A 23,541-nucleotide genomic window follows, 5' to 3' on the forward strand; every position below is an offset into this window, starting at 1 on the left:
GGTGAACCCTTCATCCGGTGGGTGCGGGAGACGGTCGGGCCGGTGGTGTGTCAGGTCTCCGTGCGGGAGGTGCGGCTCTGGACGAGGACGGCGGCGACGATGATCGCCCCCTTGGCGATCTGCTGGACGTCGCTCTGCAGGTTGTTGAGCGCGAAGATGTCGGTGATCGTGGTGAAGATCAGGACGCCGAGGACGGAGCCGGTGATGGTGCCGCGGCCGCCGCTGAGCAGGGTGCCGCCGATGATCGCGGCGGCGATGGCGTCGAGTTCGTAGAGGTTGCCGGCGGTGTTCTGGCCGGAGCCGGACAAGATGATCAGCATGAAGGCCGCGATGCCGCAGCACAGTCCGGACAGCAGGTAGAGGTAGAGCCGCTGCCGGCGGACGTCGATGCCCGCGAGCCGGGCGGCTTCGGCGTTGCCGCCGATGGCGACGGTGCGGCGGCCGAAGGTCGTGCGGTTCAGCAGCAGCCAGCCGACGGCGGTGACCGCGGCGAAGATCAGGACGAGCGGCGGGATGCCGAGGACGTAGGAGTCGGGCAGGCCCAGGTCCAGGACCGAGGTGACGGTGACCACCTGGGTGTTGCCGTCGGTGATCATGAGGGCCAGGCCGCGCGCGGAGGCGAGCATCGCCAGGGTCGCGATGAACGGCACCACCCGCCCGTACGCGATGAGTACCCCGTTGACCAGTCCGGCGAGGAGGCCGACGAGGACGGCGGTGAACAGGATGCCCGCGAAGCCGTACTCCTGGGTGGCGAGGGTGCTGGCCCAGACGGAGGCGAGGGCGACCATGGCGCCGACCGAGAGGTCGATGCCCCCGGAGGTGATGACGAAGGTCACGCCGACGGTGACGACGCCGATCACCGAGGCCTGGGTCAGGATGAGTTGGAGGTTGTCGGTGTCCAGGAAGGCGTCGGGTTCGGTGATGCCGCCGACGGCCACCAGCACGGCGAGGATGCCGAGCAGGGACAGGGTGTGGAGGTTCACGCGCGGCCCGAGGGCGCGCCGGGGTCCGTGCTTCTTCAGGGTCACGGGGGCGGGGCCCTGGTCCGGCCCGCTCTGCCGTGCCGTGGGAACGGGATGGGTCATGACGTCTGGCTCCCTTCCATCACGAGGTCGAGTACGCGGTGTTCGTCGAGGTCCGTGGCGTCGGCGGTGTGCACGACGCGTCCCTCGCGCAGGACGAGCACCCGGTCGGCGAGGCCCAGCACTTCGGGCACTTCGCTGGAGACGAGCAGTACGGCGAGCCCTTCGTCGGCCAGCCTCCGGATCACGGCGTAGAGCTCGGCGCGGGCGCCGACGTCCACCCCGCGGGTCGGTTCGTCGAGCAGCAGCACCCGGCAGCCGCGCAGCAGCCATCTGGCCAGGACGGCCTTCTGCTGGTTGCCGCCGGAGAGGGTGCGGACGGGGGTGTCCGGGTTGTCGGGGTGCAGCGAGAGGGTGCGGGTGGCTTCGCGGGCCGCTTTCCGCTCCGCCGTGCGGTCGAGCCAACCAGCCCTGGAGTAGCGGGACATGGTGGAGACCGAGACGTTACGGGTGACGGATTCGAGCATCAGCAGGGCCTGCGCCTTGCGTTCCTCGGGGGCGAGGCCGATACCGGCGGCGACGGCCGCGCGTACGCTTCCGGGGCGCAGCGGCCTGCCCGCGACCGTGACCCGGCCGGCGGTGGCGCGGCGGGCGCCGTAGACGGTCTCCAGGATCTCCGAGCGCCCGGAGCCGACGAGTCCGGCGAGCCCGACGATCTCACCGGGCCGCACCTCCAGGTCGACCGGGGCGAACTCCCCCTTCCTGGCGAGCCCTTCGACGGTGAGGACGGGGGCGGCGGCAGCACGTCCGGCGGCCGCCGGGGTCCGGGGCGGGAAGACGTACTCCACCTTGCGGCCGGTCATCAGCGCGACGATGTCGTGGGTCGGGGTGGTGTCGGCGGGCAGGCCGGCCGCGACGGCCCGGCCGTCCTTGAGCACGGTCACCCGGTCGCCGATGCGGCGGATCTCCTCCAGCCGGTGCGAGATGTAGACGACGGCGACGTCCTGGGCGGTCAGCGAGGCGATGATCCGGAAGAGGTTGGCGACCTCGTCGGGGTCGAGCGCGGCGGACGGCTCGTCCATCACGATGAGGCGTACGTCGTGGGAGAGCGCCCGGGCCATGGACACGATCTGCTGCTGGGCGGCGGAGAGTTCGCCGACGGGGCGGCCGGGGTCGATCTCCGGGTGGCCGAGCCGGGTCAGCAGGGCGGCGGTCTCGGAGCGGGCCCGGCGGCCCCGGACGACGAAGCCGGCGCTGGTGGGCTCGTGGCCGAGGAAGACGTTCTCCGCGACGGACAGGCCCCGGACCAGGTCGAGTTCCTGGTAGATGGTGGCGATGCCGAGCCGCATCGCGGCCAGCGGGGACTTGAGCACGGCCGGTGCGCCGCGCCAGGTGATCTCGCCGTCGTCGGGCTGGTGGGCACCGGCGAGGACCTTGATGAGGGTGGACTTGCCTGCCCCGTTCTGGCCGAGGAGGCAGTGCACTTCACCGGCGCGGACCTCCAGGTCCACGCCGTCGAGGGCACGGACACCGGGGAAGGACTTGGTGATGCCGGACATGGTGAGCAGCGGTGGTTGCGGAGCCATGACGAATCCCCTCGGCGGGCGGGGTGTTGGTGTGTGAGGTCTCCCCCGGGGTGCGGGGTATCCCCTGGTGTGGGTGCGCTCTCCCCCGGTCAGGCAGGGGAGAAGAGGTGGTCGCTGATGAGCCTGGCCGCGCCGGTGACTCCGGCGGCGGGTCCCAGCTCGCCCAGGACGATCGGGAGGTTGCCGGTGGCCAGCGGCAGGGAACGCCGGTAGACCTGGGCCCGGACGGCGGCCAGCAGCGTGTGGCCGAGGCCGGTCACTCCGCCGCCGATCACCACCAGGGTGGGGTTGAAGAAGCTGACGAGTCCCGCGATGACCTGGCCTACGCGGTTGCCGCCCTCGCGGATCAGGACGAGGGAGGTGGCGTCGCCGGCGGCCGCGGCGGCGGCCACGTCGGCGGCGGTGAGCCGGCCGGACGCCGCCAGCCGGGCCGCGAGTTCCTCGGACAGGCCGGTGCGGGCCGCGTCCTCGGCGTCGCGGGCCAGTGCGGCGCCGCTGAAGTGGGCTTCCAGGCAGCCCCGGTTGCCGCAGGCGCAGAGGCGGCCCTCGGGTTCGACCTGGATGTGGCCGATGTCGCCGGCGCTGCCCGTCGCGCCCCGGTGGACGGTGCCGCCGACGACGATGCCGCAGCCGATGCCCGTACCGATCTTGACGCAGAGGAAGTCGCCGACGGAACGGGCCACGCCCGCGTGCTGCTCGCCCAGAGCCATCAGGTTCACGTCGTTGTCGACCATGACCGGGCAGCCCAGTTCCTGGCTGAGTGCCTCGCGGACCGGGAAGCCGTCCCAGCCGGGCATGATCGGGGGCGCGACGGGGACGCCCTCGGGGAAGCGGACCGGTCCGGGGACGCCGATCCCGGCGCCGTCGAAGCTGTCGGCGAGCCCGGAGTTCCGGAGCTTCGCCGCCATGGACAGCACCTGCTCGAAGACGGCGACGGGCCCCTCGCGTACGTCCATGGGGTGGTTGAGGTGGCCCAGGACCTCCAGTTCCGCGTTGGTGACCGCCACGTCTATCGAGGTGGCGCCGATGTCGACGCCGAGGAAGCGCAGGTGCGGGGAGAGCCGGATGTTGTGCGAGCGGCGCCCGCCGCGCGATGCGGCGAGGCCGTCGGCCACCACGAGGCCGGTCTCCAGCAGCCGGTCCACCTCGACGGCGAGCTTGGAACGGGACAGGTCGACCTGATCACCCAGCTGCGCCCGGGAGTTGGTCCCACCGTCGCGCAACAGCCGGAGCAGTCGCGCCTGGTGGGCGTTCGCGGGTCGTGCCGTCATACGTCTCACGCGCCCCTCCCGCCTCGTCGGCCTGTCTATCGGGCTTGGGAGGGGAACGTAGCAGCGGTTGCCCCGTACGGGAAGAAGTCGCGCGGAAATCCGGCTGACTTTCTCCACTCCGAGGACAAAGGCTGATGCCGGGCGCCGTTCTCACCCGCCTCACGGACAGCTGATCACCTGGCCCGCGTAACTGAGGTTGCCGCCGAAGCCGAAGAGCAGAACCGGCTGCCCGCTGAGGACTTCGCCCCGCTCGACCAGCTTGGACAGGGCCATGGGGATGGAGGCCGCGGAGGTGTTCCCGGAGTCCACCACGTCGCGGGCGACGACGGCGTTGACCGCGCCGATCTTCCGGGCGACGGGCTCGATGATCCGCAGGTTGGCCTGGTGCAGGACGACGGCGGCCAGGTCCTCGGGGGTGAGGCCCGCCCTCTCGCACACCTTGCGGGCGATGGGGGGCAGCTGGGTGGTGGCCCAGCGGTAGACCGACTGGCCCTCCTGGGCGAAGCGCGGCGGCGTCCCCTCGATGCGGACCGCGTCCCCCATGCCGGGGACCGATCCCCACAGCACCGGTCCGATGCCGGGCCGCTCCGAGTCCGCCGTGTCGGCGACGACGACCGCCGCCCCGGCGCCGTCCCCCATCAGCACACAGCTGGAGCGGTCGGTCCAGTCGACGATGTCGCCCATCTTGTCGGCACCGATCACCAGGGCACGGGTGGCGGCGCCGGCCCGCAGGGCGTGGTCGGCGGTGGCGAGGGCGTGGGTGAAGCCGGAGCACACCACGTTGATGTCCATGACCGCGGGCGCCTCCATGCCGAGGCGGGCGGCGACCCGGGCCGACATGCTCGGCGAGCGGTCGATGGCGGTGGAGGTGGCGACCAGCACCAGGTCGATGTCGGCCGGCTGCAGGCCCGCCGCGGCGAGGGCCTTGGCCGCCGCGTGCGCGGCCAGCTCGTCCACCGGCTCGTCGGGGCCGCCGATGTGGCGGGTCCTGATGCCGACTCGACTGGTGATCCACTCGTCACTGGTGTCGACCATGGCCGCCAGGTCGTGGTTGGTGAGCACCTTGGCGGGCTGGTAGTGGCCGAGCGCCACGACACGTGAGCCGGTCATAAACAAAGGTCCCCTCGCTCCATCTGTCAGGAACCAACCAGTCTTGGCCGCTACCGCCCGGTACGGAGACAGGTGATCCCACAGGAATACCGGCTTCGGCTTGGAGGGCTCGGCACCACCCGCCGGTGGCTCCGGACGGGCCCTCCGGTTGCGGCGCCGTGTCCGGGGTGCACGACAATGGCAGCGTCGGGGTCCTTCGCCGCAGGCCGGCCCGGGGACCCGGCAGCCGCCATCCAGGGCCGTTCAGGGCCCCGCACGCACAGAAATCGGGTCCAACACGGTCATGGGACGGGTCACCGAGCGCCGCCGCACCATCCGCATCCGGGACGGGGCCGTCTCCACCCGCCCCGACACCCTGGTCGCCGAGGAGCCCCTGGAGATCCGGCTGAACGGCAGGCCGCTCGCCATCACGATGCGCACGCCGGGCGACGACTTCGCGCTGGCAGCGGGCTTCCTGGTCAGCGAGGGGGTGGTCGGCGACGGGGCCGAGGTGCGGTCGATCGTGTACTGCGCGGGGGCGACCGCCGACGGGGTCAACACGTACAACGTGGTGGACGTCGGGCTCGCGCCGGGTGTCGAGGTCCCCGACATCACGCTGGAGCGCAACGTCTACACGACGTCGTCCTGCGGGCTGTGCGGCAAGGCGAGCCTGGACGCGGTCCGCACCACGACCCGGCACCCCGTCGCCGACGCTCCCCCGCTCCGGATCGAGCCCGCGCTGCTGGCCGCGCTCCCCGACCGGCTGCGGGCCTCCCAGCGGGTCTTCGACCGTACCGGGGGCCTGCACGCCGCGGCGCTGTTCTCCGAGACCGGCGAGCTGATGGACGTGCGGGAGGACGTCGGGCGGCACAACGCGGTCGACAAACTGGTGGGCCGGGCGCTGACGGACGGCCGGCTGCCGCTGTCCCGCTCGATCCTCCTGGTGTCGGGGCGGGCCTCGTTCGAGCTGGCGCAGAAGGCGGTGATGGCCGGCATCCCCGTCCTGGCGGCCGTCTCGGCCCCCTCGTCCCTCGCCGTCGACCTGGCCGCCGAGACGGGTCTGACACTGGTCGGCTTCCTGCGGGGGCCGTCCATGAACGTGTACGCGGGAGAGCACCGCATCGCGCTGGACTCGGCTCAGCCCACCGCTACGGCCTCCGGCGACGCCGCCGCCTCCTCCTGACCCTGGCGGGCGCGCCGCCCGGCGATCACCGAGCAGACCATGAGCTGCATCTGGTGGAAGAGCATCAACGGCAGCACCGCCAGGCTCGCGTGGGCGCCGAACAGGACGCTCGCCATGGGCAGCCCGGAGGCCAGGCTCTTCTTGGAGCCGGCGAACTGGATGGCGACGCGGTCCGCGCGGCCGAAACCGAGCCGCTTCGCCCCGTACCAGGTCACCGTGAGCATCAGCGCGAGCAGGACCGCCTCGGCGGCGAGCAGCGCGCCGAGCCCGGCCGGGGTGACCTGGTGCCAGGTGCCCGCGACCATGCCCTCGCTGAAGGCCGTGTAGACGACGAGCAGGATCGAGCCCCGGTCGACCAGGCCGAGGACCTTGCGGTGCCGGGCGATGAGGCCTCCGATCCGCCGGCGCAGCAGCTGCCCCGCGAGGAACGGCAGCAGCAGCTGGACGCCGATCTTCAGCAGGGCCTCGCCGGAGAACCCGCCGCCGCTGTCGCCGAGCAGCGCGGCGGCGAGCAGCGGGGTGAGGAAGATGCCGGCGATCGAGGAGAAGGAGCCCGCGCAGATCGCGGCGGGCACGTTGCCCCGGGCGATCGAGGTGAAGGCGATCGACGACTGGATGGTCGAGGGGACGAGGCACAGGAACAAAAAGCCGCTCTGCAGCTGCGGCGACAGGACGTACGGGACCAGCCCCGCGCTCGCCAGTCCCAGCAGCGGGAAGACGAGAAAGGTGCAGCCCAGGACCGTGAGGTGGAGCCGCCAGTGGCGCAGACCCTCCAGGGCCTCCGCGGTGGACAGGCGCGCCCCGTAGAGGAAGAAGAGGAACGCGACCGCGCCGGTGGAGGCGCCGCCGGCCGCGTCGGCGGCCGTGCCCGAGGCCGGCAGCAGTGCCGCGAGGACGACGGTGCCGATCAGCGCCGCTATGTACGGGTCGATCGGCAGCCAGGACGGCGGCTGCGGGGTGCGGCGGCGGCTCATGTGCTCCACGTGTTCTTCCGTTCGGGTCGGGTCGTGCCCCGGACCATCCTGCTCGGGTGGGGCCCCGATCCGGAAATGAGTGCCCCGCCGTCACCGCTGTCACGGTCGGTGTGAACAGGCATGACGGGGTGCCGGGCGGGGGAGGATGCACGGAACGCGGCGGCCGGCGCCGGGCGGACCGATCCCACCGGACCGGTCGCACGGGGACAAATGCCCCGTAACCGCCCGGACCGGCAGTGATCGTGTCGTACAGATTCGGTGGAGATTCCCGCGCGAGCCGCTTACTCCGCGGTCCCAAGCGCGCCCGAGCCTTGCCCATCTGGCCGGATTTAGGCCCCTGACCAGTGCAGATACCACGCGGTACGGACGGCTCCGGACCCTCTCGCGAGGACGCTCGGTGGGGTAGCGTCGCGGCGCCGTGCGGAGCGCCACAAGGAGCAGGTCATTGCGCGAGTTCACTGTCCCACCCATGGCGGCCGCGCCCCTCGTGGGCGGCCTCGCCGATGTCGTGTTCGACCATGCCGAAGAGGAGCCGCACCGGGTCGCGCTCGGCCGGAAGGACGCGGACGGACACTGGCAGGACGTCACGTCCGCCGCCTTCCGCGACGAGGTACTGGCGCTGGCCAGGGGACTGATCGCGCACGGCGTACGGTTCGGCGACCGGGTCGCCCTGATGTCGCGTACACGCTACGAGTGGACCCTCTTCGACTTCGCCCTGTGGGCGGTCGGCGCCCAGTCCGTCCCGGTCTATCCGACGTCCTCGGCCGAGCAGGTGCTGTGGATGCTGCACGACGCCGAGGTGTCGGCGGTGATGGTGGAGCACGAGGACCACGCGATGACGGTGGCCTCGGTCATCGACCGGCTGCCGCGGCTGAAGCGGCTCTGGCAGCTGGACGCCGGCGCGGTGGCGGAGCTGGTGGAGGCGGGCGCGCACGTCGAGGACGAGGTGGTGCACCGGCACCGGCGGGCGGTGACCCCGGAGTCGGTGGCGACCGTCATCTACACCTCCGGCACCACGGGCCGCCCCAAGGGCTGTGTCCTCACGCACGCCAATTTCATGTTCGAGACGGACACCCTGGCTTCGCGCTGGGAGCAGGTCTTCCACTCCAGACCGGGTGACGAGGCGGCGACGCTGCTCTTCCTGCCGCTGGCACACGTCTTCGGGCGGATGGTGGAGGTCACCGCGATCCGGGGCCGGGTCAAGCTCGGGCACCAGCCGGAGCTGTCGGCGAAGGCCCTGATGCCGGATCTGGTCTCGTTCCGTCCCACGTTCATCCTGGCGGTCCCCTACATCTTCGAGAAGGTCTTCAACGCGGCCCGGCGCAAGGCGGAGGCGGAGGGCAGGGCGGGGCCGTTCGACAAGGCCGTGGACATCGCGGTGAAGTACGCGGAGGCGGTGGAGGCGCGGGCGTTCGGCACCGGTCCCGGGCCCTCGGCCGGGCTGCGGATGCAGCACCAGTTCTTCGACAAGGTCGTGTACCGCAAGGTCCGCGAGGCGATGGGCGGCCGCATCCGGAACGCCATGTCGGGCGGCTCGGGCATGGAGCGCCGGCTCGGGCTGTTCTTCGCGGGCGCCGGGGTGACGGTGTACGAGGGGTACGGGCTGACCGAGACGACGGCGGCGGCCACCGCGAACCCCCCGGAGCGCACCCGGTACGGCACGGTCGGGCAGCCGGTCCCCGGCACGACGGTGCACATCGCGGAGGACGGCGAGGTGTGGGTGCACGGGGGCCATGTGTTCGGCGGGTATCTCGGTGACCCGAAGGCCACCGACGCGGTGCTCAACGACGGCTGGCTGGCCACCGGGGACCTGGGTGCGCTGGACGAGGACGGCTATCTGACGATCACCGGGCGGAAGAAGGAGATCCTGGTGACGTCCGGTGGCAAGAGCGTGTCGCCGGCCGTCCTGGAGGAGCGGGTGCGGGCGCATCCGCTGGTGGCGCAGTGCATCGTCGTCGGCAACGACCGGCCCTATGTCGCGGCGCTGGTCACCGTCGACCAGGAGGCGGTGGAGCACTGGCTCGCGATGCAGGGGCGGCGGTCCCTGGCGCCGGGCGAGCTGGTGCGGGACCCGGATCTGGAGATGGAGGTGCGCCGGGCGGTGGTGGCGGCGAACACCGCGGTCTCGCAGGCGGAGTCCATCCGTACGTTCCGCATCCTGGCGCACCAGTTCAGCGAGCAGCACGGGCTGCTCACGCCGTCGCTGAAACTGAAGCGCAAGGCGATCGAGGCGGCGTACGAGGCCGAGGTGGACGCGCTGTACCGCTGAGCGGACGATCGGGCCGGGCCACCGGGAATGTGTGGGCGCCCTCGCTCGTTGAGGTGGGGAGTCCCACCCCTCAACGTAAGGATCCTCTGCTCGTGAGCCAGGTCCCCTCCCTCACCCTCAACAACGGCGTCGAGATGCCCCAGCTCGGGTTCGGCGTCTGGCAGGTGCCGGACGACGAGGCGACGAAGGCGGTCACCACCGCCATCGAGTCCGGGTACCGCAGCATCGACACCGCCGCGATCTACCAGAACGAGACGGGCACGGGCAAGGCCATCGCCGCCTCCGGTGTCGCCCGCGACGAGCTGTTCGTCACCACCAAGCTGTGGAACACCGAGCAGGGGTACGACTCGACGCTGCGCGCCTTCGACGCCTCCCTGGACAAGCTGGGCCTCGACTACGTCGACCTGTACCTGATCCACTGGCCGGTGCCGGCCAAGGACGCGTACGTCGACACCTACCGGGCGTTCGAGAAGATCTACGCCGACGGCCGCGCGAAGGCCATCGGGGTGTCGAACTTCCTCCCGGAGCACCTGGAGCGCCTGCTCGGTGAGACCTCGGTGGTGCCTGTGCTCAACCAGATCGAGCTGCACCCGCAGCTCCAGCAGGCCGAGTCGCGCGCCCTGCACGCCAAGCACGGCATCCTCACCGAGGCGTGGTCGCCGCTGGGTTCCGGCAAGGGCCTGCTGGAGGTCCCCACCGTCCTCGCGGTCGCCCGCAAGCACGGCCGTACGCCTGCCCAGGCGGTGCTCCGCTGGCACCTCCAGACGGGCAACGTGGTGATCCCGAAGTCCGTGACGCCGTCGCGGATCGCGGAGAACATCGACGTGTTCGACTTCGAGCTGGACGCCGATGACCTGGCCGCGTTCGCGGCGCTGGACGAGGGCAAGCGGCTCGGCCCGAACCCGGGCGAGTTCAACGCCGGCGCCTGACCGCCGAAGCCGTACGGAACCGCCGCCCCGGCTCGTTCGTGAGCCGGGGCGGCGGTTCCGCTGTTGTACGGGGACGGCTCAGGCGGCGCGCCGGCCCAGGTGGAGGGTGCGGGCCAGGAGCAGGAAGACGTCCGGGCGGCGGTGCAGGGACGCCGGATCCTCGTGGTCGAGGAGCCGGTCGAGCACGGCGATGTCGTCGGCGTCGAGGTGGTCGCGCAGCCCGTCGCGGCGGCGGGTGAAGTCCGCGACGACCTGTTCGCGTGCCGCGTCGCCGAGGGGGGCGGGCAGGTCGAGCAGGAAGCTGCGGGTGTCCTGCGGGGTGAGGCCCGCCGCGCCGAAGAGGGCGGCCCAGTCCTCCACCTCGCGCCGGGCGTCGGGCAGTTCGGCGCGCATCCGCTGGAAGAGTTCCGCCTCGGCGGCCTCCATCCGGGCTTCGAGTCCGGGCCTGCCGAAGCCGAGGTCGCGCGGGAGCTGCCGGGCCTGGAGCCCGCCCTCGACGAGGGCGACGGTGCCGCCGGGGCGCAGCAGCTCGCCGAATCCGGCCAGTACGGCGCGCTGGTCGCCCATGTGGTGCAGGGTGTTGCCGGCCCAGATCAGGTCGGCCTCGCCCAGCTCGGGGAGCCCTTCGGGGAGGGTGGCGTGCAGGGTGGTGACGCGGCCGTCAAGCCCGAGCCGGCGCGCGCGGTCCCGGGTGCGCTCCAGCAGGGCGGGGGTGCCGTCGACGGCGACGACCTCCGCGTCGGGGAAGACCTCGGCGAGCAGGCAGGCGACGACACCGGGTCCGGCTCCGATGTCCAGGACCCGGCGGACCTTCGGCGCGGTGGGCAGGCCGGCGATCCAGCGGGCCGCCTCGGTGTACTGCGCGCTGCTGAGTTCGGCGTTGCGCTCCAGGAGCGGGGCCATGACGTCCCAGTCGGGTTCGGTCCCGCCGTGGTGGTGGCCGTGCGCGGAGGGCTCGTGGTGCAGGCTCTGGTGGCCGTCGTGGTGGTGGCCGGGGTGGTTGCTCATGGCTCCAGATTCACCACCCCACGCCCGTCAGGCAAACTTCCTTGCCGTTCCGGCAAGCCGTCGGCCGCCGGGGGGCGGAGGTGGGGCACCTGCGCCGGAAGGCCGGCAGCCGGTACTCGGGGTCCGTCCGCGCGCGGTCCTGGTCCGGGAGGACGGCCAGGACTCGGACGAGCTGTTCGGCGGCGTCCCCCGGCGGGATCAGGCGAGAGGCGCAGCGGCCCCGCCGGCCCCCGTGCCGCGCTCACCGGGCTCCGGCCCTGTCCGTGCCCGGTGAGGAACGCCTCCCGCCCGTCGCCTGCCCGCCTACCCGCCCGCCCCCTGCCTGCCACAGCCAACGGTCATGGCGGATCGCTGCCACACCCGGCAGGATGGACCCGTGCCGAAGAACCCGCCGGAATCGATGCAGCACCACCTGCGCCGGCGCCTGAACCGCCACGCCCGCGCCCGCTGGCCCCATGTGGACGCCGTCACGGTCCGCTTCCGCGCGGGATTCGCCTACGTGGCAGCCGAGTTGTCCGGCGGGCGGAGCCTGCCGCTGTGCCGACTGCGTTTCACCGGTGTACTGCACACCTGGGGCTTCGCCCCCTATCCGGCCGGCAACGACGGCTACCGGGACGGCGTCCTGCCCAGCGGACTGCCCACCGGCTCCCCGGAGGAAGCTCTCGACCGCGCAGGCGACCTCTACCTCGACGCTCCCGCGCCGGCCATCCGGGTGCCGAGAGGACTCGTCGTCCTCGTCGGCCCGCCGGCCTCCGGCAAGACCAGCTTCGTCCGGGCCCTGATCGCGCGCCGGCAGATCGACGCGAAGGACGTGGTGTCCAGCGACGAGATCCGGGCGGAGCTCTTCGGCACCTCACCCGCACCCGCGGAATCCGACACGGCGGACGCACAGATCTTCGAGGAACGTGACCGCAGGATCGCCGCCAGGCTCGCCGCCGGGCACAGCGCAGTCGCCGAGTCGACAAACGTCACGCCGCGGGCACGCGCACGACTCGTCACCCTCGCCAAGCGCTTCAACGCCCCGGTGACCATGCTGCGATTCGACCCGGACGTCACCGACCTCCTCCAGCAGTACGCCGAGCGAGGCCGCACGGACCTCACCGCCACAGACGTCCGTGCCTACGCCGCCGTCATGGCCCGGGACGCCGGTGCCGACCAGCTCCGCTCCGAGGGCGCCACCAGCGTCCACGACGTCCCCGGACGCCGCCAGGCGACCGCGCCCACCGAAGCCGCCGCGCACTTCTCCTTCGTCTGACACCTGCGAGGTGTCCGGACCCGCCTCCCGCCCTCTCCCCTGACTTCCGCCGAGCAGTACCAGGCCATGATCGCCGTTCGGGGGCCCGAACCAGAGGTCTGAACCAACGACGTATTGCCGTGCGGCCACGGGGGCCATAACGTGCGGTGATGGAGCTGGAGTTGCGGCATCTGCGAACCGTACGTGCCATCGCCGACACGGGCAGCCTGACCAAGGCCGCCACCGCGCTGGGCCTCGCGCAGCCCGCGCTCAGCGCGCAGCTGCGGCGGATCGAGAAGGCGCTCGGCGGCCCGCTGTTCGACCGGGACCACACAGGCGCGCGGGCGACCCCGCTGGGCGAACTGGTGCTGGAGCGCGCCCGGGTGGTGCTGCCCGCCGTGAGCGAGCTCCAGGAGGAGGCGGTGCGGTTCGCCAACGCCAGAGGCGCCATGGAGCGGTTCCGGCTGGGCGGCACGCACGGCCCGTTGCTCGGCGGGCTCGTCGACCGGCTGGCCGCCGCGCACCCGGCCGCACCGGTGACCACGTACACCTCCTGGTCGGTGGTCGAGATCGCCTCCCAACTGGTCGACGGACGCCTCGACTTCGCGCTCATCGGGGCCTGCGGCGAGAGCGCGCCGCCGGACGCGGACCGGCTGGAGTGGCAGGTCGTCGGGATCGACCCGGTCTTCGTGATGCTGCCGGAGACCCATCCCCTGGCCGGACGGGACGAGCTGGAGCTGTCCGAACTGGCCGACGAGTGCTGGGCGGACGTGCCGGGCGACGGCTGCTTCGCGGACTGTTTCGTGGCGGCGTGCGCCCGGGCCGGCTTCAGCCCCGCGTCGGTGTACGAGACGGACACCTCATCCGTCGTCCACCTCGTCCAGGTGGGGCGGGCGGTCGGGCTGTGCCGGGCGACGTTCCCGCCGACCCCGGGCGTGGTCACGCGTCCGATCGGCGGGGCGCCGCTCAGCTGGCGCCACCTGCTGGGCCGGCACCCGCGCTCGGCCGCCGCGTCGGCGGCGGCCGAAGCGGTGAGGGGGCACACCCGGGCGGCGTACGCCCAGGCGGTGGAGCGCAGCGAGAGCTACACGCGCTGGCTCGCCACGCACCCCGGCTTCGGCGCCGCGTCCTGAGGGGGCCTGCTGCCTCGGCCCCCCACCCCGGCAGGCGCAGCCGCTACTTCGCCCCGTGGCCCGGCGCCACCGCCTCGACCCGGGCGGCCAGGCCGAGGTCCTTCTCGGTGACCTTGCCGCCCGCGTCGTGGGAGTTCACCGACAGGGCGACGGTGTTGTAGCCGAGCGTCAGGTCGCTGTGGTGGTTCAGCTCGTCCTGGATCGCGGTGACGTGCATCGCGAGGGCGGCGGCGGCGAAGTGCGAGGGCAGCCGGTAGGTGCGGCTGATCCGGTCGCCCTCCAGCGACCAGCCGGGCAGTTCGCGCAGCCGGTCCTCGATCTCGTTCTGCGGCAGCGGTGCGGCGGGCATGGGGCGGCTCCCTCACTGGTGGTCGATGCCGGTCGGCGGTGCCGGTGACGTTACGGTCTCCGTATGACGACTGTCGCGCTCGACACGGGGGTGGGGCCGCGGCTGCGCAGCTGGCGGGAGCGGGGCCGGCGGCATCCCTCGTCGTCGGTGGCGTTCGCCCTGCCGCTGGTCCTCGAGCACGACGGGCGGGTGCTGTCGTTCGTCGCCTCGATCGCGACGTTCGACACTCCGATGGACGTGACGGTGGCGGAACTCGCCATCGAGACGCTGCTGCCGGCCGACCCGGGCACCGCCGCGTATCTGCGCTCGCAGGTGGCTGACGACGGGCCGGGGGCCGCCTGTCTGCGCTCGCCTGTGGCCTGACGACGGGCCGGGGCCCGTGTCCGCCGCGCCGGATTTCGCCGGTACGGCGGGCACGGGCCCGCACGCGCTACACCCGCGCGCCGTTGTCGTGCGGGGCGCGGCGTCCGGCGCCCTGCCGGGCGCGCGGGGCCCGGGTGCGGGCGGGCGGCGGGACCTTGCCGGTGCGCTCCAGCAGAAGCGCGGCCGGCACGGCGGTCATCACCGAGGAGTACGTACCGACGACGATGCCGATCAGCAGGGCGAGGGCGAAGTCCTCCAGCGAGTCACCGCCGAGGACGGCCAGGGCGGTGAGGATGAACAGGGCGCCCATCCCGGTGTTCACCGTCCGGGACACGGTCTGCAGGACCGCCCGGTTCGCCACGTCCGCGAGGGGCTTTCCGCGGGACTTCGCCCACAGTTCCCGTACCCGGTCGAAGACCACGACCGAGTCGTTGACGGAGTACCCGATGACGGTGAGGAGCGCGGCCAGGAAGATGCCGTCGACGGTGCGCCCCAGCCAGGCGAACGCTCCGGTCAGGATGATCACGTCGTGCACCAGCGCCCCGACCGCCGCGACGGCGAACGTCCACCGGAACCGGACCGCCAGATAGGCCAACTGCACGAGTACGGCGATGGCCAGGGCGATCAGGGCGTTGCGCCGCAGTTCGTCGCCGAGGCTGGGGCCGATCAGTTCGTCGCGGACCTTGGTGGTCTCGCCGCCCTCGGCGGCCAGCGCGGCCCGCAGGGTGTGTTCGCCGTCGTTGTCGAGGTCGCCGGTGCGCACGGAGATGTCGCCCGCCCCGGCCGTGGTCACCTCCGCGTCCCCGAACCCGGCGCCCGCGAGGGCGGTGCGCGCGGTCTCGACGTCCACGGGGCGGCTGGTGGAGTACTCGACGAGCCGGCCACCGGTGAACTCGACGCCGAGGTTCACCCCGCGCACCACCATGCCCGCGACGGCCACCGCGACCAGGGCGGCGGAGACCGTCAGCCAGCGGCGCGGGAAGCGCACCGGCTGCGGGTCGCGCCGGGTGAGCCAGGTCCGCACCCGGCCCGGGATCGCGATGCCGTTGACGCCCCGGTAGTCCGCGACGAACCGCGAGTGCGCCGCGATCTCGGTGAGGGCGCGGGCGATGACCAGCGCGGAGAACATCGACGCCAGGACACCGATGGCGAGCGTGACACCGAACCCCTTGACCGGTCCGGAGCCGAGGAGGAACAGCAGCCCGGCCGCGATGAGCGTCGTCACGTTGGAGTCCGCGACGGCCGTCCAGGCGCCCTTGAACCCGGCGGCGAGCGAGGCGCGCAGGCTCTTCCCGGCCCGCCCGGCGTACTCCTCCCTGGCCCGTTCGAAGACCAGCACGTTCGCGTCGACGGCCATACCGATCGCCAGCACGAAACCGGCGAGCCCGGGCAGGGTCAGCGTGACACCGAGGGCGACGAGGGCCGCGTACGAGATGACTCCGTACGCCGCGAGCGCCACGGCGGCGAGGGCGCCGAACAGGCGGTAGATCACGATGATGAACAGGGCGGTGGCCGTAGCCCCGATCAGGGCGGCCCGCGCGCTGGCCTCGATCGCGGCGGCGCCGAGCGTCGGGCCGACCGTCCGCTGCTCGACGATCTCGACGGGCACGGGCAGCGCGCCGCCCTCGATCAGCAGGGCGAGTTCACGGGCCTCGTCCGCGCTGAACGAGCCGGTGATCCGGGTGGAGCCGGAGGGCAGGCCCGAACCGCAGGAGACCGTCGGCGAGACCTGGGGCGAGGAGATGACCCGCTTGTCGAGCACGATGGCGACCCGGCGCCGCTCGTCCTGGACCGGGTGGCAGGCCGCCTCCCCGGTCAGCCGGGTCCAGTCCCGGCCGGCGTCCTGGTGGAAGTCGAGCGAGACGGTCCAGCCCGCCCCCTGCTGGGCGTCGAACGAGGCGGACGCCTCCTTGACACCGGCACCGGAGAGCGCGGCGGGGCCGAGGGCGAGTGGTCTTCCCTGCTCGTCGGGCAGAGTCGTCCCTTTGCCGCTCTCGGCGGACTCACCCGGGCCCTGGACGGCGTGGAAGGTCAACTGGGCGGTCCTGCCGATCACATCGGCGGCCTCGCGGGGGTCCTGGACGTCCGGGAGTTCGACGATGATCCGGTCCTCGCCGGACCGGGTCAGCGTCGGCTCCGTCACCCCGAGCGAGTCGATGCGCCGTCGCAGCACCTCCAGGGTGCGGTCGGTGCTCTCGCGGTCGGCGGTCGCGGTGTCGGAGTCCTTGGCCTGCAGCACCATGCGGGTGCCGCCCTGAAGATCGAGGCCGAGTCTGGGTGACATGGTCAGCGTGATGAGCACGGAGACGAGCAGCACGGCCGCAGCCAGAACCGCCCGCACCGTGGTGGCGCGCGTCATTGCGGATTTCCTCCGAGGGGGCGCCGGGCGCCCCCGCCCCGGCTGGTGCCACGGCACTAGGACGGCGGAAACGGCACGGCGTTGGTGGGAAGCGGGACCGGGAAGCGGTCCCTCGGCCGGTGAACACCGGCACTCGGGGGAGCGCGCACGCCGGGAAGGGCCACGCGCAGCCGCTGGGCGGCGGGGACGGGGGTGGTGCGGCCGGACCAGGGGGCGAGGTGCGGAAGCGGGACTGCCGCCGGGCACGGGGCGAGGCCGCCGGGGCCCGGCGGGGGCAACTGGTGTGCGGTACGGGGGTGCTCGACGGCGGTCAACGGGGTGGTGTGCGGGCCGCGGTCGGCGGTGGCAGGGGGTGCGGGGGCCGCATCGGGCGGGGCGGGTGCGGCGGACCGGGCGGGGGCGGCGGGGGCGGGTGCGGCGGACCGGGGCACGGGGGCGGGTGCGGTGAACCGGGGCACGGGGGCGGGTGCGGTGAACCGGGGCACGGGGGCGGGTGCGGCGGACCGGGCGGCGGTCGAGGCGCGTACGGGGAGGCCGGGGGCCGACACCGCGTGCGTCCCGGCAAGCGTCGCCGTCGCGCGCACGGGGAGACCCGCCCCCGCCACCGCGGGCGCGCCGACGAGGAGGGCGAGCACAGCGAGGAACAACGCGACGACGTACCGCCGCGCGGCCGGAGCGCGTTCGGGGCGTGGTCCGGCGCCACGGGCACATACGGCACGCGCCCCCGCGTGCGAAGCCCGTTCACCGCGTGCCGGCTCGTCCGGCCGGGCCCCGGGGTCCGCGTTCCCCGGGGGCGGCCCCGGAAGAGGGGTCACCGGGATCGGCCGGGCAGGGCGGTGGCCGTGGCGTGGCGGAGGACGGAGCCGAGGATCAGCCCCGCCCCGCGCACCACCGCGGTCGCCGGGTCGTCCAGGAGCCGGACCGGGACGCCGAGGCGGACCGCGATCCGGTGGGTGACACCCGGGTCCAGCGCACCGCCTCCGACGAGCGACGGGCCCCTGCGCAGAGCGCCGAGCAGCGCCCCGTGCCGGTCCTGCCGCCACATGGCCATGACCATGTCCAGGACGGCGCGGACGACGGCGGCGGGCGGCTCACCCGGTTCCAGGTCGCTGAGCCCGGTCTCGGCCAGCCGCGCGTCGCGCACCAGGCCGTCGACGAGCAGGGTCACCTCGGTCAGTTCGGCGCCGAGGTCGACGACGAGGAGCGGACCGCCGCCCTCCGGTCCGGCGCACGCAGCGGCGGCCCGGGCGCTGTCCAGGACGATGACGTCCGAGGCGCCGAGCGCGCGGAGCATCTCCCGGGCCGCGGTGCGGTGTCCGGGGCCGGCGAGGACGGGGTGGCTGAGGACGACGACCATGTCCTCGCGGCGCTCGCCCAGGGCCCGGTCGGCGATGCGGGCCAGCATGCGGCCGCACGACTCCGGGTCGACGATGCGGCCTCGCCGCACGGGCCGGCCGTGGCCGTACTCACCGTTCCCGTGGGCGGTGTCCGCGACGACACCCCGGCCGGGGACCCAGGCGCGGGTCCGCGAGCTGCCGAGGTCGAGGGCGAGGCCCCGGGCGACGCCCCGGTGGTGCGGGTGGACGGAGCGGTCCTGCCGCCGTCCGTCGCGCACAGAACGCATCGCCCCTCACCTCCCGCGCGCAGCCGCGACCGTACACACCCAGTGACCCGCTGATCGCGAGGCCTGGCCAAGCCCTCACTATGCAATAGGCAGGCAAAGAAAGCCACTGCCAAGCAAAATCGAAGGACACGGCCCGACCCGCGGTCACCGGCCGCCCACGGCCCGGATCACCACCCGGCCCCCGCACAGCGCGCGTCACCCCCCATGTGTCACGCGTCCACCGGCAGGAACTCCCCGATCAGCTCCGCGAACTCCTCCGGCGTCGCGATGCGCACCCCCAGGTCCTCCGCCTTCGTCCGCTTCGAGCCCGCCTTCTCACCGGCCACCAGCAGCGTGGTGCGCTTGGAGACGCTGGAGGAGGACTTCCCGCCGGCCCGCTCGACCAGCTCGTTCATCTGATTGCGCGACAGCTTCTCCAGCGCGCCGGTCATGGCCCCGGTGACCACCACGGTCATCCCGGCCAGCGGCGTGCCGTCGGCGCTGCCGGCGGCCTCCTCGCCGGCGGGCTCCCCCGGTGCCGGGGGCGGGGTCGCACCCGGCTCGGTCATGGTGAGCCCGGCGGCGACCAGCTTCTCGATCAGCGGGGCGAGCTCGGCCAGCTCCGCGACCACACCCGCCGCCTTCTCCTTTCCTATGCCGTCGACCCGCTGGAGCTCCTCCTCGCCGGCGGCCCTGATCCGGTCCATGTCCGCGAAGTAGCGGGCGATGCGGCGGGACATGGACCGCCCGGTCCCGCGTACCCCGAGGGCGCAGAAGACCCGGGACAGCGGCTGGGAACGGGCCGCGTCGATCGCGGCCAGCAGATTGTCGGTGCTGGTCTCCCCCATCCGGTCGAGCGCGAGCAGCTGTTCGCGCTCCAGGGTGAACAGGTCGGCGAAGTCGGCGACCAGCCCGGCCTCGACGAGCTGGACCACCCGGGTCGTGCCGAGCCCTTCGATGTCGAGCTGGTCGCGCCCGGCCGCGTACGAGACGGAGGCGACGAGGCGGCAGTCGCGGCCCCGCACACAACGCCAGCGCTGTTCGCTGGTGTCGATCTCCGAACCGCACTGCGGGCACACCTCGGGGAAGGCGACGGGCTGCTCGTCGCCGGTGCGCAGATGGGCGACGGGCGCCTCGATGCGGGGAATGATGTCGCCCGCCTTGTAGACCATCACGTGGTCGCCGATGCGCAGGTCCCGGCGGGTGATGTCGGCCGGGTTGTGCAGGGTGGCGTAGCCGACGGTCGAGCCGTCGATCTCGACGGGCTCCAGCACGGCGCGCGGCGCGATGATGCCGGTACGGCCCACGTTCCACTCGACGCCGAGGAGGCGGGTGACCTTCTCGACGGCCGGCAGCTTGTAGGCGATGGCCCAGCGCGGGGCCCGGGTGCCGACGCCGGCGTCGCGCTGGTCGGCCGCCAGGTCCGCCTTGATGACGATGCCGTCGATCCCGAAGGGCAACGAGGCCCGCAGCGCGGCGACTTCCCCGATCCGGGCCTGGGCCTCCTCGACGGTGGCGACGGTGCGCGGGGCGGCCTCGGTGTCCGCCGCGGTGTGCACGCCGAGGGCCGCGACCCGGGCGAGGACCTGGCTGTGGGGCAGCTCGGCCGAGGCGGCGTCCGGTTCGCCGGAGTCGGGCAGCGGCAGGGCGCCGTACGCGAAGAACGTCATCTCCACCGTGTACGCGCGGTCCTTGGCGCGCAGGGTGCCCGCGGCGCCGTTGCGCGCGTTGGCGAAGGGGGCGCCGCCGTGCGCGGTGCGGACGGTGTTGGCCCGCTCGAACTGCTCGGTGGTCATCAGGACTTCGCCGCGTATCTCGATCGTGACCGGTTCGGCGAGCCGGCCGGGGAGCCCGACGACGGTCCCGATGGCATGGGACACGTCCTCACCGGCGGTCCCGTCGCCCCGGGTGATCAGCCGCTCCAGGCGGCCCTCGCGGTAACGGGCGGCGACCGCGAGCCCGTCCAGTTTCGGCTCGACGCTCCACGCGGTGACGGGCCGTCCGATCCGGCGCTCCAGCGAGGCGGTCCAGGTGGCGAACTGCTCGGCCGAGAAGACGTTGTCGAGGGAGAGCATCGGCACGGTGTGCGGTACGTCCCCGACGACGGCACCGCCGGCCACCTTGCCGGTCGGCGACGCGGGCAGCACCTCCTGCGGGTGCTCACGCTCGTACGCGGCGATGCCACGCGCCAGCCGGTCGTAGGCGTCGTCGTCGAGTGTGCTCTCGCCGGTGGCGTAGTACGCGGCGGCGGCCTGCGCGGCCTCTTCGACGGCGGCGGCATAGGAGGCGTGGCCGGTGAGCACGACTGCTGAATTCGTCATGCCCTCCATCCTGCCGTCCACCACTGACAACGCCCCGGCCCCGAGGTGCCGGGACCGCCCGGCCGCCCGCCGTGGCCGACGGTCCCGGTTGACGGCCGGTCAACGTACTCCCGCGGCCCGCTCGGCCGTCAGTCGTTGCCCACCGGCACCTGGGGCCCCGACGCCTCCTGCAGCCAGCGTCTGAGGACCCGGTGCACGGCCTCGGCCCCGACGAGTTCGTCCGGGCGTTCCCCGTCCTCGCCGGTGACGGCGTCCAGCGGGTCCGTCAGGGAGCGCGGCCACAGCAGGAACGGCCGGGACTGGTCGCCGCCCAGGCCGCCGTGCGAGCCGATCTGTTCCTCGAAGGCGTGCACGGTGCCGGTGACGGGGTCGTACATGGAGTTGACCATCACATCGGCGACGTGCGGGAAGGTGTCCGTCCGGCGGATCGCGTCCGCGGCTCCGGGGCCGTACGCGGTCAGCGGACCCCGGCCGTCCGCCAGGTCCGCCACGGGCACCCGCACCCCGTCGCGGGCCAGCACCACCGAGCCGTACCGCTCGCTGCGGACGAGCAGGAAGCCGATGCCCGGGTGGTTGGCGAGGGTGGAGAGCAGCGCGGGGTGACGGCGCTCCAGCTGCTCCAGCGAGGCGCGGCCCTCGATGTCGGGGAACGAGATCAGGCCCAGGTTGCCGGAGGCGAGGACTATCGGGTCGGAGGGTTTCACCACGTGCTCCCGGCCCTCGGCGACCGGCCGGTGCAGCGCGATCCGGACCGCGTCGCGCGCCTCGGAGGCGCTGCGGGTGCGCTGCGCGCGCCGGGGCACGGGCAGTCCGCTGCCCGCCCGCACGAGCTCCTTGAGGGTCAGCCCGTACGCGCCGGCGAAGGTCTCCCCCGGGCTCTGGCCGTGATCGGAGAGGAGCACGATCCGGTAGGGGCGGGGGGCCTGCTCGGCGACCTCGGCGATCAGGGCGAGCGCCCGGTCGAGGCGGGCGAGCACCTTCTCCGCGTCCCGGCTGCGCGGTCCCGAGTGGTGCGCCACCTCGTCGTACGCGACGAGGTCGGCGTAGACCGCGGTCCGTCCGGCGAACATGTCGCCGATCACGGCGGTGACCACCACATCGCGTTCGACGACGGTCGCGAAGGCGCGGATGAAGGGGTACAGGCCGCCGCGCTTGATGCGGGGCGTCTCCTTGCGGAGGCGGGAGCGGGTCGACTGGGCGATCTCCCGGCAGACCTCCGCGACGAAGGAGCCGGCGGTGCGGACGGCGTTGGCCGGGTCGGAGAAGTAGGCGAAGTACCCGGCCCGCGACCGGCCGCCCTTGCCGAGCCTGGCGGCCATCGACAGGACGAGCGCGAGCTGGCCGGCGCCGCCGCTGAAGAGGTTGCCGCGGCTGGCGCCGTCGAGCGTGAGGAGTCCGCCGTCCCGGGTGCGGGCGACGGCCCGGCGCTGGAGCTCCAGGGCGGACGCGGGTTTGCTGGAGACCATGACGACGCCGGTCTCCTTCTCGTACCAGCGGAAGGCGGGGACGTCGTGGTTGCTGCCGTGCAGGATGCCGAGCTGGCTGGCGCCGGTCTGGCTGGACCAGTCGGTGCGCCAGGGCGTGAGCCGGTGCCCGTCGGGGCCGGCCAGCCAGTGGGCGACGGTCGGCATCACACCCCCGGCGGCGGCCTGGACGAGGGTGTCGTGGCCGACCCCGTCCAGCTGGATGAAGACGGTGCCCGGCGGGCCCCCGCGGGGGTCCCCGCCCGTACCGCCGCGCCGGCGGCGGCGGTAGGCCAGGCGGGAGAGGCGGCGGCGGTAGGCGTTGTCGTCGCGCACGGCGAGGGTCGTGGAGGTCGCGGAGGCGACGGCGGACATGACGGCCGCGACGGCGACGGCGGTCTCCCAGGCGGCGGCGCCCCGGCCGTCCGGGATGAGCCGCAGCGCGACCAGCAGCAGCGAGCCGTTGAGGAAGAAGACGAGCATGCCGAGGACGAGGGCCGGCACGATGAGCAGCGCCCGTACGAGCACGGGCCAGACGAGTGCGGAGAGCAGTCCGAAGGCGCCCGCGCCCCAGGCCGCGGTGAAGGCGGTCTTGGTGATGCTGTCGCCGTCGGCGGACTGGAGCCGGAAGTCGGGGAGGACGCCCGCGAGCGCCAGCATGGTGAGCGTCGAGACGGCCCAGACCGCGATCACTCGCATCAGCGCGCTGCCGGCTCGCCGCCATCGCCTGTCGCCCACGCCGTCGTCACCTCACGTCCGGGCCCTGCCGTTCCGGGCCCCGCCCCAGCCTTTCACAGCGGCCGGGCGGTCCCCCGCGCGGTCAGCAGCCGTCGTATCCGGCGGTCGGCATGGAGAGCCTGCGGTGCACGCCGGCCTTGCCGTCGGCGGTGTAGGACGGCTCGTCGAGCCCGGCGATCTCCAGGCGTACGCCGCGCCGCTCGCACTCCGCGGTGAACTCCGGCACCGAGGCCAGGGCGCGGGCGAGGACCCGGTCGCTGGGGGCGACGAACAGCTCGACCTCGCCGCTGTCGATGTCGGCCCAGAGCGCGGGGTGGTCGGGGCGCAGTCCGTAGAGGCGCAGCTGCCGGGTGACGACGTAGCCCTGGTCGGCGGCCCAGCGGGCGCACATGGCGTGCTGGCCGCGGGTGTCCACGAGGAACGGATCGCTGTCCAGTTCCTCCAGCGGCGTCAGACTGGCGATGGCCGCCACACGTACGTCCCCCATGCCCCGTCTCCCCGTCGCTCGTCGTTCCCCGACCCTATGCGTCCGCGCCCGTGGCCGAGGGCGCGTTCCGGGGCGATGAGGGGGCGCACGGGGGCACGGCCCCGGACCGGTGGCCCGCGGGTGCGCCGGGCGGGACTGCCCGTAGGCTCGTCGGGGCAGG

Annotated in this window: 18 protein-coding genes and 1 pseudogene; 6 read left to right on the plus strand and 13 right to left on the minus strand. The window is 73.4% G+C overall.

The window, feature by feature from the left end:
- Positions 1-50: 50 nt before the first annotated feature.
- The 4 genes from ABZ564_RS06960 to ABZ564_RS06975 all read right to left on the minus strand — a co-directional run bounded on the left by ABZ564_RS06960 (position 51) and on the right by ABZ564_RS06975 (position 4,989).
- Positions 51-1,085 carry an ABC transporter permease gene (locus ABZ564_RS06960; protein ID WP_360850689.1) on the minus strand — a complete coding sequence of 345 codons (1,035 nt, stop codon included), beginning with the start codon at positions 1,083-1,085 and terminating at the stop codon, positions 51-53.
- Positions 1,082-2,608 (minus strand): sugar ABC transporter ATP-binding protein, encoded by a 1,527-nt coding sequence (locus tag ABZ564_RS06965; RefSeq protein WP_360850692.1) that lies wholly within the window; start codon positions 2,606-2,608, stop codon positions 1,082-1,084. Before ABZ564_RS06965 ends, ABZ564_RS06960 begins: the two co-directional genes overlap by 4 nt.
- Before the next feature lie 89 nt (positions 2,609-2,697).
- A complete protein-coding gene (locus ABZ564_RS06970; RefSeq protein ID WP_360850695.1) occupies positions 2,698-3,879 on the minus strand; it encodes an ROK family transcriptional regulator in 1,182 nt (393 codons plus the stop codon).
- 159 nt (positions 3,880-4,038) lie between these two features.
- Positions 4,039-4,989 carry a beta-ketoacyl-ACP synthase III gene (locus ABZ564_RS06975; protein ID WP_360850698.1) on the minus strand — a complete coding sequence of 317 codons (951 nt, stop codon included), beginning with the start codon at positions 4,987-4,989 and terminating at the stop codon, positions 4,039-4,041.
- A gap of 283 nt (positions 4,990-5,272) precedes the next feature.
- Here ABZ564_RS06975 and fdhD point away from each other — a divergent pair, with 283 nt between their 5' ends.
- A complete protein-coding gene (gene fdhD / locus ABZ564_RS06980; protein ID WP_360850702.1) occupies positions 5,273-6,151 on the plus strand; it encodes a formate dehydrogenase accessory sulfurtransferase FdhD in 879 nt (292 codons plus the stop codon).
- On the opposite strand, the gene ABZ564_RS06985 is transcribed toward fdhD, so the two are convergent.
- Positions 6,106-7,125 carry a bile acid:sodium symporter family protein gene (locus ABZ564_RS06985; protein WP_360850874.1) on the minus strand — a complete coding sequence of 340 codons (1,020 nt, stop codon included), beginning with the start codon at positions 7,123-7,125 and terminating at the stop codon, positions 6,106-6,108. The genes fdhD and ABZ564_RS06985 overlap by 46 nt on opposite strands.
- A 469-nt stretch (positions 7,126-7,594) precedes the next feature.
- Between ABZ564_RS06985 and ABZ564_RS06990 the strand changes: the two genes are divergently transcribed.
- Positions 7,595-9,394: an AMP-binding protein gene (locus ABZ564_RS06990; RefSeq protein WP_360850705.1), complete on the plus strand. Its 1,800-nt coding sequence runs from the start codon at positions 7,595-7,597 to the stop codon at positions 9,392-9,394.
- Between the two features lie 92 nt (positions 9,395-9,486).
- The gene (locus ABZ564_RS06995; protein WP_360850708.1) at positions 9,487-10,323 is read left to right on the plus strand and encodes an aldo/keto reductase; all 837 of its coding nucleotides are present in this window, start codon (positions 9,487-9,489) and stop codon (positions 10,321-10,323) included.
- Positions 10,324-10,401: 78 nt separating this feature from the next.
- Here ABZ564_RS06995 and ABZ564_RS07000 read toward each other — a convergent pair whose 3' ends face one another.
- The gene (locus tag ABZ564_RS07000; protein WP_360850713.1) at positions 10,402-11,331 is read right to left on the minus strand and encodes a methyltransferase; all 930 of its coding nucleotides are present in this window, start codon (positions 11,329-11,331) and stop codon (positions 10,402-10,404) included.
- Positions 11,332-11,707: 376 nt separating this feature from the next.
- Between ABZ564_RS07000 and ABZ564_RS07005 the strand changes: the two genes are divergently transcribed.
- Together ABZ564_RS07005 and ABZ564_RS07010 are read left to right on the plus strand one after the other, a co-directional pair.
- Positions 11,708-12,586 (plus strand): ATP-binding protein, encoded by an 879-nt coding sequence (locus ABZ564_RS07005; protein ID WP_360850716.1) that lies wholly within the window; start codon positions 11,708-11,710, stop codon positions 12,584-12,586.
- A 149-nt stretch (positions 12,587-12,735) separates the two neighbouring features.
- Positions 12,736-13,698, plus strand: coding sequence for a LysR family transcriptional regulator (locus tag ABZ564_RS07010; RefSeq protein WP_360850719.1), 963 nt, complete (start codon positions 12,736-12,738; stop codon positions 13,696-13,698).
- A 43-nt stretch (positions 13,699-13,741) separates the two neighbouring features.
- Here the strand turns inward: ABZ564_RS07010 and ABZ564_RS07015 are convergent, their stop codons facing one another.
- Positions 13,742-14,047, minus strand: a complete 306-nt coding sequence (locus ABZ564_RS07015) for a 4a-hydroxytetrahydrobiopterin dehydratase (protein WP_360850722.1) — start codon at positions 14,045-14,047, stop codon at positions 13,742-13,744.
- A gap of 147 nt (positions 14,048-14,194) precedes the next feature.
- Between ABZ564_RS07015 and ABZ564_RS07020 the strand changes: the two are divergent.
- A pseudogene (locus ABZ564_RS07020) lies at positions 14,195-14,410 on the plus strand (hypothetical protein); the annotation flags it as partial.
- A 67-nt stretch (positions 14,411-14,477) separates the two neighbouring features.
- Here ABZ564_RS07020 and secD read toward each other — a convergent pair.
- From secD to ABZ564_RS07050, 6 genes are all read right to left on the minus strand, one after another.
- Positions 14,478-16,769 carry a protein translocase subunit SecD gene (secD, locus tag ABZ564_RS07025; protein ID WP_360850725.1) on the minus strand — a complete coding sequence of 764 codons (2,292 nt, stop codon included), beginning with the start codon at positions 16,767-16,769 and terminating at the stop codon, positions 14,478-14,480.
- Between the two features lie 56 nt (positions 16,770-16,825).
- A complete protein-coding gene (locus tag ABZ564_RS07030; RefSeq protein ID WP_360850728.1) occupies positions 16,826-17,416 on the minus strand; it encodes a hypothetical protein in 591 nt (196 codons plus the stop codon).
- Between the two features lie 164 nt (positions 17,417-17,580).
- On the minus strand, positions 17,581-18,393 hold the full coding sequence (locus ABZ564_RS07035) for a rod shape-determining protein (protein WP_360850731.1): 813 nt from the start codon (positions 18,391-18,393) through the stop codon (positions 17,581-17,583).
- A 209-nt stretch (positions 18,394-18,602) separates the two neighbouring features.
- A complete protein-coding gene (ligA, locus tag ABZ564_RS07040; protein ID WP_360850734.1) occupies positions 18,603-20,702 on the minus strand; it encodes an NAD-dependent DNA ligase LigA in 2,100 nt (699 codons plus the stop codon).
- Between the two features lie 119 nt (positions 20,703-20,821).
- Entirely contained in the window at positions 20,822-22,894 is a 2,073-nt protein-coding gene (locus tag ABZ564_RS07045; RefSeq protein WP_360850737.1) for an alkaline phosphatase family protein, read from the minus strand.
- A gap of 82 nt (positions 22,895-22,976) precedes the next feature.
- Entirely contained in the window at positions 22,977-23,381 is a 405-nt protein-coding gene (locus ABZ564_RS07050; protein ID WP_360850741.1) for a hypothetical protein, read from the minus strand.
- Positions 23,382-23,541 lie beyond the last annotated feature (160 nt).

The organism is Streptomyces sp. NPDC019224 (genome assembly GCF_040632605.1).
In the GTDB taxonomy this organism is placed as follows: domain Bacteria; phylum Actinomycetota; class Actinomycetes; order Streptomycetales; family Streptomycetaceae; genus Streptomyces.